The 1,943-nt window shown below is 74.9% G+C and carries 2 protein-coding genes; both read left to right on the forward strand.

What is annotated here, in order from left to right; translation table 11 throughout:
- Positions 1–18: 18 nt before the first annotated feature.
- Positions 19–1,218, forward strand: coding sequence for a DUF58 domain-containing protein (locus DW299_RS16360; RefSeq protein WP_446724805.1), 1,200 nt, complete (start codon positions 19–21; stop codon positions 1,216–1,218).
- Positions 1,215–1,943, forward strand: a 729-nt coding sequence (locus DW299_RS16365; protein ID WP_522731643.1) for a phosphatidylglycerol lysyltransferase domain-containing protein, incomplete at its 3' end; no start/stop codon positions are given. The genes DW299_RS16360 and DW299_RS16365, both read left to right, overlap by 4 nt.

Raw genomic sequence — 1,943 nt, forward strand, 5'->3', positions numbered from 1 at the left:
GACGCCGGCTGGCGGGACATCGCGGCGGTCCTCGGCGCGCGCGCCCTGTCGCGCCTCCGCCTCATGGCCGCGGCCGTGCGCCCTCTGGCGTGGGTGCTGATGGGCCTCGCCGTCGGGTTCTGGATCCTCGGGCAGGTCGCGGGGTGGGCGGAGTTCACGATCGCCGCGATCGTGATCGCGATGGCCGTCGCCGTGTGCGCGCTGTTCCTGATCGGTCGCACGGCCTACGACGTCTCGCTCGACCTCGCCCGCACCCGCGTCGTGGTGGGGGAGCGGGCTGTGGGCGCCCTCACGCTCGCGAACCGGGGCTCGCGCGCCATCCTCCCGTCGCGCGTGGTGCTGCCCGTCGGCTCCGGCCGCGGCGAGTTCGGCATCCAGCGCCTCGCACCGGGCGAGGAGGCGGAGGAGCTGTTCGCGATCCCCACGCACAAGCGCGGCGTGGTCAAGGTCGGCCCGGTGAGCGTGGTGCGCGGCGACCCGCTCGGCCTGTTCGAGCGTGCGCACCGCCGCGACGAGCCGGTCGACCTGTTCGTGCACCCCCGCACGGTGCTGTTCGACGGGCAGTCGCTCGGCTACCTGCGCGACCTGGAGGGCCTGCCCGCCGCCGACCTGTCGCGCGACGACGTGTCGTTCCACGCGCTGCTGGAGTATCAGCCGGGCGACGACCTGCGCCACGTGCACTGGCGCTCCACGGCCCGCACCGGCACCATGATGGTGCGCCAGTACGAGGAGACGCGCCGCTCGCACTTCGTGATCGGGCTGTCGCGCTCGACGGCGGAGTACGCGACCGACGACGACTTCGAGCTGGCGATCTCGGCGGCGGGATCGATCGGCCTGCGGGCGCTGCGCGACTCGCAGCGCGTCGACATGCGCGTGCAGGGGCGCGAGCTCCCCTCCGGCACCGGCAAGCAGCTGCTCGACTCGCTCTCGGCCGTCGAGGGCAGCAAGCCCAAGGAGGGCGGCATCGCCGAGCTCGCGGGGGTGGTCGCCGCGACCATGCCGCTCGCGAGCGTGGTGGTGCTCGTGTGCGGGTCGCGCGTGCGCGCGGACGACCTGCGGCTCGCCTGCTCGCGCCTGCCGTTCGGCGCCCGCGTGCTCGCCGTCGTCGCCGACACCTCGGTGGACACCCCGGCGCTGCGCCGCATCGGCGACGCCGACGTGGTGACGGTCGGCGCGCTGGCACAGATCCCCCTCGCCCTGCAGAAGGTGCTCGCATGACCGCGCCCGCCACCGCCGCCCCCGCCCCGGTCGCGCTGCCGCTGCGCCGCTGGATCCTCGACCTCGGGGCGACCGCGCTGCTGGTGCTCACGGCGCTCGTCGGCTTCTGGCCCACGTTCGCCGGGCCCTCGTTCCTGCCCGCCGTGGTCGGCGGGGTCGTGCTGGGCCTCGCGATCGCGGCCGTGTCGGCGTGGCGCAGCTGGGGCATCCTGATCGTCGCGGGCCTCACGGTCGCGGCGTACTTCGTGTTCGGCGGGGCCCTCGCGCTTCCGCACACGGCACTGCTCGGGGTGGTGCCGTCGCTGGAGACGCTGCAGAAGCTCGCGCTCGGCACCGTCACATCGTGGAAGCAGCTGCTCACCACGGTCGCCCCGGTCGCGGCCGCCGACGGCCACCTGGTGGCACCGTTCCTGCTGGCGCTGGTGACCACGACCCTCACGGCCTCGCTCGCGCTGCGGCTGCGGTCGGTCGCGTGGGCGCTGATCCCGGCCGGCGTGCTGCTGATGCTGGTGATCGCGCTCGGCACGCCCGAACCCGCGTTCCCGCTCGTGCAGGGCCTGGTGTTCGCGCTGGTCAGCATGGCCTGGCTGGCGCTGCGGCAGCTGTGGGCGCCGCAGAACATGGCCGTGTCGGTGAGCGAGGTCGACCCCGCCCGTGCCGCGCACATGCGGATGCGGCGGCTGCTGGCCGGTGTCGCCGTGCTCGCGGTGGCCGGCGGGGCGGGC

This window comes from Microbacterium sp. K35, assembly GCF_004794375.1.
Lineage (GTDB): Bacteria > Actinomycetota > Actinomycetes > Actinomycetales > Microbacteriaceae > Microbacterium > Microbacterium sufflavum.